Source organism: Aeromonas sp. 160P (assembly GCF_055193095.1).
Genome location: NZ_JBUXKV010000001.1, coordinates 1,745,429 through 1,758,466 on the forward strand (window position 1 = coordinate 1,745,429; position 13,038 = coordinate 1,758,466).

The following is a 13,038-nucleotide window of genomic DNA, read 5'->3' on the forward strand; positions in this document are numbered from 1 at the left end:
GCACCCTAAATGATCCAATACACTGTGTCCATCAAATGAACCCCCGAATACTTAATGAGGAATAGATGATGAACAACACCCTGATCCGCAACCTGACTCTGGCTACCACCCTGTTGAGTGGTGCCGCACTGGCCGCCCCCCTGAGCGTGACCGTCTACAACCCTGGCGAGAAGGCGATCTTCCCGGTCTCCTCCTCACTGGTGACCGGTGACAAAGAGGCAATCCTGATCGATGCCCAGTTCGACGTGCAAAATGGCCAGGCGCTGGTCGACATGATCAAGAAGAGCGGCAAGAAGCTGACCACTGTTTATATCAGTGCCGGTGACCCCGACTTCTACTTCGGTCTGGAGCCGGTCATGGCGGCGTTCCCTGATGTCAAAGTGCTGGCCGACCAGCATGTGGTGGATCACATCAACCAGACCAAGGATGCCAAGCTGAGCTACTGGAGCCCGATCCTGGGCAAGGGCGCACCGAAGAGCCTGACCGTGCCGCAAGTGATGACTGCCAGCCATCTGACGCTGGATGGTGAGAAGATTGAAATCAAAGAGATGAACACCCCGAATGCCTACCTCTGGGCTCCTTCCATCAAGACCGCTTTTGGTGGGGTGCCTGTCTACCACGGGGTGCATGTCTGGATGGCCGACAGCCAGACCAAAGCGGCCCGCAGCAACTGGGTCAAGGCGCTGGATAACCTGCTGGCCCTGAAACCTGAGCGCGTGGTGCCGGGCCACTTCCTGGGGACCGCACCCAAAGGCACTGCCGCTGTGACCTTTACCCGTGACTATGTACAGCGTTTCGAGCAGGAGCTGGCCAAGGCGAAAAACTCCGGTGAGCTGATTGAGGCTCTGAAGAAGGCCTACCCGGCGCTGCCGGTTGATGATGGTCTGGCCATCGGTGCCAAGGTCAATACCGGCGAGATGAAGTGGTAAGCCACTGAGCCTGCTCTCCCTGTGTTTTTTTACCGGGCCTCAGGGCCCGGTTTTTTATCCAAGATTTAAGTGAGAATGACGATGAACGCACAGCAAACCACCCTCCATTATGTCTATGACCCGCTCTGTGGCTGGTGCTACGGTGCAGCTCCTCTGCTGCAGGCGGCAGCCACCATTGACGGACTCAAGATTGAGCTGCATGCGGGCGGCCTCTGGCTGGGCAGCCGCCGTCAGCCGATGGGCGCGGCATTGCGTGATTATGTGCGCCCCCACGATCAGCGGATTGAAGCGCTGACTGGCCAGCATTTTGGCGAGCGTTACTTCAACGAATTGCTGCTGCGGGAAGGGTGTCTGCTGGACTCCGAGCAGCCGATCCGTGCGGTATTGGCCGTCACGGCACTGGGGGGTGATGGTCTGGCGATGTTGCATCGGATCCAGCAATCCCACTATCGGGACGGGATCTGGATTGGTGAAACGGCGTTGCTCGCCACACTGGCGGCAGAGCAGGGGATTGCTGCCGAGGCATTCCAGCAAGCCTATCTGCAGGCCCCTTTGTTGCAACATCTGGCAGATAGCCAGGGCTGGATGAAACAGCTGGGTGGTCAGGGCTATCCCACCCTTGGGTTGCTGCACAACGGTCGAGTAACGTCTATCCGCGTTGCCGATTTTCTGGGAGACCCGGATGGATTTCGCCAGCATCTTATCGTCTTGAACAAGTGACAATTTCCGGGAAATGGGTCGGGGTGACTTCAGGAGTCCGCTCTTGGGCCGATAGCCAAGCATGCACCGAAACGATATGAAATCCTTCCGTTTTCTGTGCGCAGGCTATGCTCTATATGACCATTCCCGGGGGATGTCACGGGAGTGAAGACCCATTTCAAGGAAGCCCTCATATGTTCAAAAACATGTCTATCGGCCAGAAGTTGAGCGCCGGATTTGCCATTCTGGCCGTGCTTGTTCTGGGCTTGGCCTGGTTCTCTATTAGCCAGTTAGCAAAGCTCTATGGTGATACCGAAACCATCACCGGCAATTTGCTGCCTTCCACTCGTTATGCCAGTCAAATGCATGTCGCCATTCTTGATGCCCGCCGTTCAGAGTTGGCCCAGGTGATTGGTGGTCTGAATAAGGATGATCAAGAGGTAAGCGATCGCACCCTGACCTTCAATAAGGCCAAGCAGGAATTTGAGCAAGCAGCCCAAAAATATGGTGCTTTACCTTTCACTACTGGTGAAGAGAAGCAGGTTTATGAGCAGGTGGTTGCAGCGGGAGCCAAGTATTTTTCGGTGCATGACCAACTGTTGAGCGCCTTTGCTGCTGGCGATCTGGAACGGGTCAGAAGTCTGCGCAAAAACGAAACCCGGGTCGCACTGGAGGAAGTGGGAGCAAAATCCTACCGCTTGCGGGAAATCAATAACGAGATTGCGGCCCAGATGACAAAAGATGTGGAGGCGCTCTACAGCAGTGCCAGAACCATGAGCATTATCGTCAGCCTGGTGACTCTGGGCTTTGTGGTGGTGATTGCCTGGCTGTTGACCGGTCAGATCCGCAATCCGGTGATGGTGTTGCTGGAACAGACCCGCCGGGTATCCTCCGGTGATCTGACCTCACGCATCGATATGCAGCAATTCAACAATGACGAGCTTGGTACTCTGGCCAAAGGGTTTGGCGAAATGCAGACCAATCTGCGCACCCTGGTGAGCGAGGTCTCCGGTTCCGTGGTGCAACTGAGCTCTGCTGCCGAGGAAATAAGCTCGGTGGCTCGCCAATCAGCTAATAACATGAATGCCCAGCAGCATGAGCTGAACCAGTTGGCTACGGCGATGAACGAGATGCAGGCCACGGTGCAGGAGGTCTCGCGCAACACCAGCGATGCCGCCAGTGCGGCCACCTCGGCCAGCGAAACCGCAGAGATTGGGGCCAAGACGGTGAACGACTCCATCCAGCGTATCGAGCGCGTCGCCGGTGCCATCGAGAGTACTGCCGTGGTGATCCGTCAGTTGGGGGATGACAGCCGCAATATCGGTATGGTACTGGAGGTGATCCGCGGCATTGCCGAACAGACCAACCTGCTGGCGCTCAACGCCGCCATCGAGGCAGCCCGGGCCGGTGAGCAGGGGCGCGGCTTTGCGGTGGTAGCCGATGAGGTGCGGACTCTGGCCAAACGGACTCAGGACTCTACCTCCCAAATCAACACCATCATCGCCGAGCTGCAGCAGCGTGCCGAACAGGCGGGCAGTACCATGCAGCAAAGCCAGGAGCTGATGAACACCACAGTTTCTACCGCACGGGAAGCCGGGGCATCCATCTCCCAGATCAGTGGCTCGGTCAGCAGCATCTCCCATATGAATATCCAGATTGCGACTGCCACCGAAGAGCAGGGAGCGGTGAGTGAGGAGCTCAACCGTAACGTGGTCAATATCAGCCACGCCTCAGAAGAGGTGGCTTCTGGTGCCACCCAGATGGCTCAGGCATGTAACGAGCTGAACCATTTGGCGACTCAGCTGCAGGAGATGGTGCGTCGTTTCAGGGTGTAATAGATCAGTTAGTCAAACAGCCCGGTTGCCGCGAGGTGATCGGGCTGTTGCTATTTGGGCCGTGACGGGTGAGTCAGGTCTGGGGCCGATGACTTGTCCTGCAAGGCGATATTGTGCATGCTGATGGCCCATTTCCAGGCAGGACTCTTGCTGTATGAATCTTCGCGATCTCGAATATCTGGTGGCGCTGGATGAGGAAAAACATTTTCGCAAAGCCGCCGAGCGCTGTTTTGTCAGTCAACCAACCCTGAGCGGTCAGCTACAAAAGCTGGAAAATGAGCTCGGGGTGATCCTGATCGAACGTACCTCGCGCAAGGTGTTGTTCACCCCGGCTGGTGACGCCATGGCTCATCAGGCCCGCCGGGTACTCAAAGAGGTGCGCGAGCTCAAAAGTATCGGCCAGCACTTCTCCGAACCCATGTCAGGGGAGATCCACATCGGTTTCATCCCGACCGTGGGCCCCTATCTGCTGCCCCGCATCATCCAGACCCTCCGTGAGCGTTTTCCCCAACTGGAGTTCTACCTCTATGAGGAGCAGACCCAGGCCCTGTTAAAGAAGCTGGAAGAGGGCGAACTGGATTGCGTCATTCTGGCGGAGATGCCGGGGATGGAGGGGTTTGGCTCAATCCAGCTCTATCACGAGCCGATGTGGCTGGCGGTGCCTTGCCATCATCCCGAAGCACAGGCCAAGCAGGTGCCGCTCGGCAATCTCAAGGGCAAAAAGTTGCTGATGTTGGCGGATGGTCACTGCTTGCGGGATCAAGCGATGGGATTCTGTTTTGCCGGCGGTATCGGGGAGGATCAGCGCTTCAAGGGCACCAGTCTGGAGACTCTGCGCAACATGGTGGCGGCTGGCAGTGGCATGACCCTGATCCCCAAGCTGGCAGTACCTGCCGATCATGATGAGGGAGGGGTGAGCTATCGGCCGGTGGTCGATCCTGTGCCGGGGCGCACCATCTCGCTGCTCTATCGCCACTACTCGGTACGTCGCCCCTGCTTCAACGAGCTGGCTGCCTCGATCGCCACCTTGATGGCAACGCAGTTGGCCCAATAAACAAAACCGGCAGCCTTGGCTGCCGGTTTTGATTCTGCCGCGAGGGCGGCTTAGAAGATATCGTCGGTGGAGACGGGCCCTTCCACATCAGGGTTGTCACCGCCATAGACCTGATTGCCATCCGAGCTGGGCGCTGCGTAGCGGGTCGGCTCGGTACCTTCCTTGAAGTATTCATCGCTGCCACCACCGGTCGCCAGCAGGCCGGTTTCGCTGTCAATCTTGACTGTCATTATCCCTTCGGGAACAGGCATCTTGTGCTCGGGCAGCTTCTTGAGGGCGACTTTCATGAAGTCGATCCAGATAGGCTGCGCGGCGCCACCGCCAAACTCGGCACGGCCAAGGCCACGCTGGTGGTTGTCAAAACCGATCCAGGAGGTGGCGACTATGTCCGGGGTATAGCCGGAGAACCAGGCATCCCGTGATTCGTTGGTGGTACCGGTTTTACCGGAAATGTCGTGACGTTTCAGGTCGCGGGCAGCCCGCCAGCCAGTACCACGCCAGCCATTACCACCCCAGATGGCAGTGCTCAGGGTATCGGTGATCAAAAATGAACTTTGGGCACTGATGGTATGGGGAGCAATGGTTGGCGCGAGAGGGGTCAGCGAACCATCTTGCTGCGCAGTGTTATCAGCTGTTGCTGGTTGTTGCATTGCATCCTGCTCGGGCATCGCCTGCTGTTCGCAGGTGGTGCAGGCAATGGCAGGATTAGCCTGATAGAGGGTGTTCTCCTGGCTGTCAGTGACCTTGTCGATAAAATAAGGGGTTACCAAGAAGCCACCGTTGGCCAGGACCGAGTAACCGCGAACCACCTCCAGCGGGGTGAACTCGGCTGCACCGAGTGCCAGCGATTCATGGGGCGAGATAAAGTTGCGTGGAAAGCCAAAGCGGGTCAGCCCATCGATATAGGTATCCAGACCGATGGCGCGCATCAGCCGTACCGACATCACGTTCTTGGACTTTGCCAGACCAAGGCGCAGCGGGGTTGGCCCATCATAGACGGCCGGTGAGTTCTTTGGCTGCCACATCGGACCTTTTGACGGATCCCACTGGTTGATGGGAGCATCGTTGATAAGAGATGCCAGGGTGTAGCCATGCTCCAGCGCGGTGGCATAGAGGAACGGTTTGATGTTGGAACCGATCTGGCGACGGGCCTGATCAACCCGGTTGAATTTGGAGAGCTCGAAGCTGAAACCACCCACCACAGCTTCCAGCGCGCCATTTTTCGGGTTCATGGCAACCAGCGCGGCGTTAACGTCGGGCACTTGCGCCAGCAGCAGATTTTCACCTTCTGCTCTTACCCAAATCTGGGCACCGACTTTCAGTACATCGCGCGCCGATTTGGGCGCATAGCTTTGGCGGTCATCGGTGATAAATGAGCGAGCCCATTTGATGCCGTCCCAACCCAGCTCCGCTTCTTTGCCATTCTTGAGTACCAGCGTGGCGTTGCGATCACCCAGTTTGGTGACGACCGCCGCCATCAGCGGATCATAAGTGGGTTGCTTGCCAAGGTGAGCGACGATCTGCTCGTAATCCCAGCTGGTTTCACCCGCTTTCCACAGTTGTGCCGTCGGGCCGCGATAGCCGTGGCGCATATCGTAGGCAAAGATGCCATCCAACAGTGCCTGTCTGGCGGCCCGCTGACGCTCAGCACTCACAGTGGTGTAGATGTGAATGCCCATGGTGTAGGCATCCTCTCCAAACTGCTCCAGCATTTTTTGCCGCACCATCTCGCCAAGATAGGGAGCGTGGAGGGTCACTTCAGCACCGTGGAAACGGGCCTTGATAGGCATTTTTGAGGCTTCGTCAAACTGGGCCTGGGTGATCTTGCCGGTTTCCAGCATCCGGCCCAGCACCACGTTTCGACGCGCAAAGGCGCGCTCGGGAGAGCGGATCGGGTTGAGCATGGATGGCGCTTTAGGCAGTCCGGCGATAATGGCGATCTCGTCCAGCCCCAGATCCTTGACCTCTTTACCGAAGTAAACCTGAGCCGCAGCACCGATACCAAAGGAGCGGTAACCAAGCGGGATTTTGTTGAGGTACAGCTCAAGGATCTCGTTTTTGGTAAGGTTTTGCTCTATGCGCCAAGCCAGGAATACTTCCTTGACCTTACGAATGATGGTTTTTTCGTTACTCAGAAAGAAGTTACGGGCAACCTGCTGGGTAATGGTACTGGCACCCTGACGGGCATGGCCGGAGACGGCCCATACTGATGCAGCACGGATGATACCAATCGGATCTATGCCGGGGTGCTCATAGAAGCGTGCATCTTCAGTCGCCAGCACGGCATCGATCATCGGTTGTGGAATTTCGTCCAGACGCAACGGGATACGACGAATTTCGCCATATTGGGCGATCAATTCCCCATCGCGACTGTAAACCCGCATAGGGGTCGCCAGCTTGACATCACGCAGTGCGGTGACATCAGGAAGTTGGGGTTTGATATAGAAGTAGATACCGATGAGGCTGGCAACACCCAGCGCAGCACCTAGCATCATGACAATAAACAGGCGAACGAGCCATTTCAGCATGGAAGAACTACCAATCGTCTTAAAATTAGCCAACGGGCGCAGAGTATAGCCCTTTTGCCATCGGGAATTCGAGGTTTTCCTGTGGCAAGCCACCCACCTCAAAATGAGGCGAAAGGTTAGCACTACGGGCCGCAATAACCAAGGATGGCCACCCGACACCAAGAAAGCGAACCAGGTCACTTTTCGGTATAAACTTTATGACATTGATAGATAGAGCATTTAGGATGAGTGAAGGACTCTTCTGATTGTGTGTCCTACACTCAGTATGAGTAAAAAAAACCCAATAACGCATGGATGTGTATATGTTTGGGCTATTCAATAAGGGTTCTCTTTTGCCGCTGGTGGGAATTGACTTTGGTAGTCAGACCATCAAGGCCGTCACTCTCAGTGGTCGCCCTGGCAAACTACATCTCGAATCGGTTGCCGATATCCCTACACCCAAAGGGACGCTGGTCGATTATCAATTGCAAGATATCGAGCGAGTCAGCCAATCTCTCAAAACCCTCAAACGCTTGATCGCTGGCAACAGTGAATATGCCGCCACTGCGGTGACGGGTTCCAACGTGATCACCAAAGTTATCCAGACCGATGCTCGTCTTGGCGACAAGGAGCTGGAGAATCAGGTGCAGTTGGAAGCTGAGCAGATCATCCCTTTCCCCATCGATGAAGTGAGCCTCGATTTTGAGGTACTTGGCCCCACGCTCAATAATGATGACCGTCAGGATGTCTTGCTTAGTGCCGCTCGGACTGAAAGCGTCAACGGCAGGGTAAGTGCCCTGGCCGAGGCGGGCATGGTGGTCAAGGTGGTCGATGTAGGGGCCCATGCGCTGGGTCGTGCTGTGGTCACTTGTTTGCCAGAATTACAGACCAGTGAGCGGCCCGTCGGGGTGATCGATATCGGGGCCAGCGCCATGACATTTGCGGCGTTGATCAAAGGGGAAGTGATCTACTCCCGTCTGCAGAATTTTGGTGGCGATCAATATAGTCAGGCGCTCTCCTCCTTTTACGGCATGACCCTGGACGATGCTGAACAGGCTAAAACCAAGGGGACCTTGCCGGTCGATCATGAGCTGGATGTGCTGATGCCCCATATCAATTTATTGCTGCAGCAAGTACGCCGTAATATCCAGCTTTTTTGCAGTTCGTCCGGTTATCGCGAGCTATCGACGCTGGTACTGACCGGTGGTGGCAGTTTGCTGCCCGGCTTGGTGGTGCAGGTCAAGGAAGAGGTGAATTGCGAGGTGCTGCATCCGGATCTGTTCGCGTTATTTGGTAAACCGAAAGGTGAGGCCGAGTTGACCCATGGCGCCAGGTACATGACAGCATTCGGGTTGGCTCTGAGGAGTTTCACACCATGTCAAATATAAACCTATTACCTTGGCGTGAAGCCAGGGCGCAGCGGCAGAAGAAACAGTTTGGTGCCTTGCTGGGGGTGTTTGTTCTGGTGACGGTGGCGTTGGGTTTTTTCGCCGACTGGTTGGTTGAGCGCCAGATAAGTACCCAGCAACAGCGTAATCAGCGACTGGTGCAGGAGATGGCTATTCTGGATGCCCAACTGGGTGAAATTCGCCTGCTAAAAGAGCGCCGTAAGGAGCTTATTGATAGAATGGAGCTTATCGAATTATTACAGATGCGCCGTAATGTCCCTGTTCGCCTCTTTAATCAGCTTCCTGAACTGGTGCCAAATGGGGTTTATCTCAATACCCTAGCCATGCAGAGCAATACCATTGATGTCAACGGCAAGACCGAAGCCTATGGCCGGGTGGCGAGCATGATGCGGCGGATCGATGCCTCCGGCTGGTTGGGACAGTCGAAGATAAGTACTATTTTTGCAGCCGATGTTGCACCCGTGTCCCTTAGCCAGTTTTCCATGATGTTCCTGATCGCTAACAACGCTGCGGTTTCAGCGGATGTAGCCAAGGAGAACCAATGAATCTTCAGCAACTTAACGAGCTGGATTTAAATGACATAACCAGCTGGCCAAAATGGGCAAAGGGGATCTTTATTCTGTTTTGCTGCGTGCTGAGCGGAGGAGCCATTTATCACTATGTGATCGCCAATTCGCTGACCAGGTTAACTCAGGAAACCGGTAAGGAGACTGAGCTGAAAGGGCAGTTTGAAAGTAAAGCCATGCTGGCAGCAAATCTGGGGGCCTACAAGGCGCAAATGGTCAAGCTGGAACAGATGGTTGATACCCAGCTCAAGCAGTTACCCAATACCCATGAAGTGGCCGGTCTATTGGACGACATGAGTTTCATCGCTACTGATAATGGCTTGAAATTGAACAGGATAAACTGGGAGCCGGAACTCAAGCACGAGTTTTCGACCGAGCTTCCGATGCGCATTGAAGTGGTGGGAAGTTATCATGAAATTGGCAAATTCACCGCAGACATGGCTGCGTTGCCCCGTATTGTGATCCTCGACTCCTTCACTCTGGGTCAAAACAAGGAGTCGGGAGACCTGATTTCAATGTCGATGCTGGCCAAGACCTACAAGTACAACGGTAAAACTGTGGAGCCGAAACAATGAAACGCAGCTGCTGGTTGTTACCTGCCCTCCTGCTGGCGGCGTGTGGTGGCCAGGAGGATATGGATGCTTATGTGGCACAGGTCAAGGCTAGACCCCCCATCCCTATCGAGCCCTTGCCCGAACTTAAGCCTTTTTCTCCTATGAGCTATCAGCAGCGAGAGCTGCGCAGCCCTTTTATGATGCCGCAGCCAGAGGCAAGCGTCGGGAGTGACAGCACTGCCAAACTGAAGCCTGATTGCGCTCAGACTGTGATGGAGAGGGAAAAAGAAGTGTTGGAGAGCTACTCGCTTGCCAGTTTGTCGATGCAAGGTTCGCTAGGTAAAAAAGGTCAGTTGTGGGCATTGGTCCGTACGCCGGATGGTCAGTCGATGCGGGTTGGGCTTAATCAATACATGGGGCTGGATCAGGGCAGGGTTATCAAGATCACCGACACTGCCGTGGATTTGCTAGAAACCATCCCGGACGGGAAGGGGTGCTGGGTCACAAGAGAAACCCAGTTGGCCATGGCCAATGTGCAAGAAAAACAATAATCAGGGACGAACAGCAATGAGAACAACAATAGAGAGTGTATCCAAAGTGGCTTTGCTGTTTTGCGCCAGCGCCTTCAGTCAGGCGTGGGCAGTGGCAACCCTGCAGGAGATCAAGGTCAATCCATTGCTTGCTGATCAGTTGCAGCTGGAGCTCAGTTTCAGTGAGCCGGTCACAGGCTTTACCGATCGTCTCTCTTACCAACCCAATCAGCTGTTGTTGCATGTTCCCGGTGCGGTAGGGGCGCTTAAAGTGAACCCGCTGCCGATCCAGCGTCAGGGGGTCGATAATATCAAGGTAGAAGGGAAGGGGGCTGGTCTTGATATCAAGATAGCCCTCGATCAACTGGCGCCTTATCAGGTTCAGCAACAAGGCAATAAACTGCTGGTCTCGTTAGGTGAGGGGGCATCCTCTTCTTTGATCAACAACGAGAGTGCCTTGATCGCACCGTCTGCCGTGACTCCCGCCGCGATGCCAGTTGTGGCACCCTCTGCCCTTATTAATTCACAAGTTGTTGCAAAGTCGATGCCTGTTGCCTCGACATCTGCCCCTGTTGTGCTTCCCGCCAGCAAGCCGGTCCTGAATAACTATCAGAACAGTGGCAGTGGCGCCTATTTCAATACCGTTACAGGGGTCGATTTTCGTCGTGGTAAGGATGGCCAGGGGGAGTTTTTGGTGACGCTTGATAACAGCTCTGCTGCTGTTGATGTGAGCAGTCGTGGCCAAACGGTATTGGCCAAATTTCATGGTACCCGCGTACCGGATAGTTTGCTTAATCTCATCAATGTGCAAGATTTTGCCACCCCGGTATCCCAGGTTGAAGTCTTTCGGCAGGGCAGTGACACGCTGTTTGAATTGTCGATCAATGGCCAGTTTGATTATCGTTATGATCAGGCCGACAAACTGTTGATTATCGAGGTGAAAAAGCGCACGGCAGCTACCGCCGCGAAGCAGTATCAAGGTAAACCCATCTCATTGAACTTCCAAGATATTCCAGTTCGAACCGTGTTGCAGTTGATTGCCGATTTTAACAACCTGAACCTGGTGACCACCGATTCGGTGTCTGGAAATATCACCCTGCGTCTGGATGGGGTGCCCTGGGAGCAGGCACTCGATATTATTTTGAAGGTACGTGGTCTGGACAAGCGGTTGGATAACAACATCCTGCTGGTGGCTCCTGCGGAGGAGATTGCGACCCGTGAGAAGCAGCAACTGGAGAGTCGTAATCAGGTCGCCGATCTGGCTCAGCTGTATACCGAGTATCTGCAAATAAACTACGCCAAGGCCACGGAAGTGGCAGCCTTGCTCTCCTCTCAAAGCACCAAATTGCTGTCTCCCCGTGGTGCAGTGAGTGTGGATGAGCGAACCAACGTGCTGGTGGTCAAGGACACGGCAGATGTCATCAGCAGCATCAAGCGGATGCTTGATATTCTCGATATTCCGGTTAAACAGGTGGTCATCGAGGCGAGGATGGTCACTATTGATGACGGCTTTGACGAGGCGCTCGGGGTCCGTTGGGGGGTGACCAAGAACGATGGCCATGGCAATAGCACTTCCGGTTCTATCGAGGGTAATGATGGCTCTGGTAATAACAATGGAGGCTCAGCGATCAATCCCCGGCCATCAGCAGACGATCGGATGAACGTTAACCTGCCGGTCACCAATGCAGCTGGTACCCTGGCCTTCCAGGTTGCTCGTCTGGCTGATGGGACTTTGCTGGATCTTGAACTGTCGGCACTGGAAAAAGAGAGTAAGGCCGAAATCATTGCCAGCCCGAGAGTCACCACTGCCAACCAGAAGCCTGCACTGATTGAACAGGGTACCGAGATACCCTATGTGGAATCGTCATCCAGTGGTGCAACGTCAGTGACCTTCAAGAAAGCTGTGCTGAGCTTGAAAGTTACGCCGCAAATCACCCCCGATAACCGGGTTATTCTCGATCTGACCGTCACTCAGGATACCAAGGGGGAAACTGTGCCAACCGGTACCGGAGATGCGGTGTCTATCAATGCCCAGTCCATCACTACCCAGGTATTGGTCAACAACGGTGAGACGCTGGTGCTTGGTGGCATCTATCAGCAAACCATCAAGAGTGATGTGACCAAGGTACCATTGCTGGGTGATATCCCCGGATTGGGAGCGCTGTTTCGCAAGACCACCAGTGAGAACAAAAAGCGGGAATTGCTGATATTTGTAACGCCGCGGATCGTCACTGACGCCTTTTGAATGCTTTACATGTGAGGGTAAAACACATATAACCTTACGCCCCAATGAGGCAGGGGCGTGAGGGCTGCGGTTGCCAGTCCCGATTTCTATTGAGATAATCCCCCTCCTGATCCATCGCAAGATAAGGTTCATAGGTACCCCGAACGAGTTGTTTTCGGGGTCGTACAGTTTGTAATTACTAACGAAAAGACATGGCTGAGAAACGCAATATATTCCTGATAGGTCCCATGGGTGCGGGCAAGAGCACCATAGGTAGACATCTGGCAGAACAACTGCATATGGAGTTTTTCGACTCAGATCATGAGATTGAGCGCCGTAGTGGTGCCGATATCGGCTGGGTGTTCGATGTTGAAGGCGAAGAAGGGTTCCGGATCCGCGAAGAGAAGGTCATAGGTGACCTTTCAGAACAGCAGGGGATCGTGCTGGCAACGGGTGGCGGTGCCATCAAGAGTCGTGAAACACGCAATAAACTCTCTGCTCGCGGTATCGTGGTATACCTCGAAACCACCATTGAAAAGCAGTTGGCGCGCACACAGCGAGACAAACGCCGCCCTCTGCTACAGACCGAAGAGCCGCCGCGCGAAGTGCTGGAGCGTCTGGCACAAGAGCGTAATGCCCTCTATCAAGAAGTGGCTGACTTTGTCATCCAGACTGATGATCAGAGTGCAAAAATCGTTGCCAATCAAATTGTAAAGCTGATCGGTATGTAA

Annotated in this window: 11 protein-coding genes; 10 read left to right on the plus strand and 1 reads right to left on the minus strand. The window is 54.7% G+C overall.

Translation table 11 applies throughout. The annotated features are described in order from the left end of the window. The first annotated feature begins 68 nt into the window (after positions 1 to 68). The 4 genes from ACY8FN_RS08290 to oxyR all read left to right on the plus strand — a co-directional run bounded on the left by ACY8FN_RS08290 (position 69) and on the right by oxyR (position 4,517). A complete protein-coding gene (locus tag ACY8FN_RS08290; RefSeq protein ID WP_267528430.1) occupies positions 69 to 929 on the plus strand; it encodes a Vmh family MBL fold metallo-hydrolase in 861 nt (286 codons plus the stop codon). A 75-nt stretch (positions 930 to 1,004) separates the two neighbouring features. Next, a complete protein-coding gene (locus tag ACY8FN_RS08295) occupies positions 1,005 to 1,649 on the plus strand; it encodes a DsbA family protein (protein ID WP_463099720.1) in 645 nt (214 codons plus the stop codon). A gap of 173 nt (positions 1,650 to 1,822) precedes the next feature. Next, positions 1,823 to 3,463, plus strand: a complete 1,641-nt coding sequence (locus ACY8FN_RS08300) for a methyl-accepting chemotaxis protein (RefSeq protein WP_101321076.1) — start codon at positions 1,823 to 1,825, stop codon at positions 3,461 to 3,463. 154 nt (positions 3,464 to 3,617) lie between these two features. Continuing rightward, complete coding sequence (gene oxyR / locus ACY8FN_RS08305) at positions 3,618 to 4,517, plus strand: DNA-binding transcriptional regulator OxyR (protein ID WP_463099721.1); 900 nt, start codon at positions 3,618 to 3,620, stop codon at positions 4,515 to 4,517. Between the two features lie 50 nt (positions 4,518 to 4,567). On the opposite strand, the gene ACY8FN_RS08310 is transcribed toward oxyR, so the two are convergent. Next, positions 4,568 to 7,045, minus strand: a complete 2,478-nt coding sequence (locus ACY8FN_RS08310) for a penicillin-binding protein 1A (protein ID WP_463099722.1) — start codon at positions 7,043 to 7,045, stop codon at positions 4,568 to 4,570. 302 nt (positions 7,046 to 7,347) lie between these two features. Here ACY8FN_RS08310 and tapM point away from each other — a divergent pair, with 302 nt between their 5' ends. The 6 genes from tapM (at position 7,348) to aroK (ending at position 13,038) form a co-directional block, all read left to right on the plus strand. Continuing rightward, positions 7,348 to 8,412: a PilM family type IVa pilus assembly protein TapM gene (gene tapM, locus ACY8FN_RS08315; RefSeq protein ID WP_463099723.1), complete on the plus strand. Its 1,065-nt coding sequence runs from the start codon at positions 7,348 to 7,350 to the stop codon at positions 8,410 to 8,412. After that, positions 8,400 to 8,978: a PilN family type IV pilus biogenesis protein TapN gene (gene tapN, locus ACY8FN_RS08320; RefSeq protein ID WP_042020397.1), complete on the plus strand. Its 579-nt coding sequence runs from the start codon at positions 8,400 to 8,402 to the stop codon at positions 8,976 to 8,978. The genes tapM and tapN overlap by 13 nt, the downstream gene beginning before the upstream one ends. After that, positions 8,975 to 9,574: a PilO family type IV pilus biogenesis protein TapO gene (tapO, locus tag ACY8FN_RS08325; protein WP_101321084.1), complete on the plus strand. Its 600-nt coding sequence runs from the start codon at positions 8,975 to 8,977 to the stop codon at positions 9,572 to 9,574. Before tapN ends, tapO begins: the two co-directional genes overlap by 4 nt. Then, a complete protein-coding gene (locus tag ACY8FN_RS08330; protein ID WP_068977999.1) occupies positions 9,571 to 10,104 on the plus strand; it encodes a pilus assembly protein PilP in 534 nt (177 codons plus the stop codon). Before tapO ends, ACY8FN_RS08330 begins: the two co-directional genes overlap by 4 nt. Positions 10,105 to 10,120: 16 nt before the next feature. Beyond that, positions 10,121 to 12,328, plus strand: a complete 2,208-nt coding sequence (locus ACY8FN_RS08335; protein ID WP_463099724.1) for a type IV pilus secretin PilQ — start codon at positions 10,121 to 10,123, stop codon at positions 12,326 to 12,328. Positions 12,329 to 12,519: 191 nt separating this feature from the next. Beyond that, complete coding sequence (gene aroK / locus ACY8FN_RS08340) at positions 12,520 to 13,038, plus strand: shikimate kinase AroK (RefSeq protein ID WP_042020402.1); 519 nt, start codon at positions 12,520 to 12,522, stop codon at positions 13,036 to 13,038.

Coding starts and splice junctions, on each gene's coding strand:
- ACY8FN_RS08335 (WP_463099724.1), top strand. CDS start 10,121: ATGAGAACAACAATAGAGAGTGTATCCAAAGTGGCTTTGCTGTTTTGC.
- ACY8FN_RS08330 (WP_068977999.1), top strand. CDS start 9,571: ATGAAACGCAGCTGCTGGTTGTTACCTGCCCTCCTGCTGGCGGCGTGT.
- ACY8FN_RS08300 (WP_101321076.1), top strand. CDS start 1,823: ATGTTCAAAAACATGTCTATCGGCCAGAAGTTGAGCGCCGGATTTGCC.
- tapM (WP_463099723.1), top strand. CDS start 7,348: ATGTTTGGGCTATTCAATAAGGGTTCTCTTTTGCCGCTGGTGGGAATT.
- oxyR (WP_463099721.1), top strand. CDS start 3,618: ATGAATCTTCGCGATCTCGAATATCTGGTGGCGCTGGATGAGGAAAAA.
- tapO (WP_101321084.1), top strand. CDS start 8,975: ATGAATCTTCAGCAACTTAACGAGCTGGATTTAAATGACATAACCAGC.
- tapN (WP_042020397.1), top strand. CDS start 8,400: ATGTCAAATATAAACCTATTACCTTGGCGTGAAGCCAGGGCGCAGCGG.
- ACY8FN_RS08290 (WP_267528430.1), top strand. CDS start 69: ATGAACAACACCCTGATCCGCAACCTGACTCTGGCTACCACCCTGTTG.
- ACY8FN_RS08310 (WP_463099722.1), bottom strand. CDS start 7,045: ATGCTGAAATGGCTCGTTCGCCTGTTTATTGTCATGATGCTAGGTGCT.
- ACY8FN_RS08295 (WP_463099720.1), top strand. CDS start 1,005: ATGACGATGAACGCACAGCAAACCACCCTCCATTATGTCTATGACCCG.
- aroK (WP_042020402.1), top strand. CDS start 12,520: ATGGCTGAGAAACGCAATATATTCCTGATAGGTCCCATGGGTGCGGGC.